The following is a 211-nucleotide window of genomic DNA, read 5'->3' on the forward strand; positions in this document are numbered from 1 at the left end:
TGAGAATACCGCGCTTTCACTTACGCCGATTACCGTATTTTTGCCAGCCGCTGGAGAGGTTCATGTCTTCCGTGATGGGCGTTTGCTCAGCGTGCAGAACTTTAATATGGGCAGTTATGAAATTGATACCAGTCGTTTTCCGTATGGTGTTTATGACGTCACGGTAGATATCGTGGTCAATGGCCGGACAATTAATAGTCGTATCAGCAGG

General features: G+C 46.9%; 1 protein-coding gene. It reads left to right on the forward strand.

Going from position 1 to position 211, the window contains the following annotated elements:
- A partial coding sequence (locus tag FDX22_RS15865; RefSeq protein ID WP_146717443.1) for a TcfC E-set like domain-containing protein occupies positions 1-211 on the forward strand: 211 nt, incomplete at both ends.

Source organism: Citrobacter sp. TBCS-14, from assembly GCF_005280805.1.
Taxonomy (GTDB): domain Bacteria; phylum Pseudomonadota; class Gammaproteobacteria; order Enterobacterales; family Enterobacteriaceae; genus Citrobacter; species Citrobacter gillenii.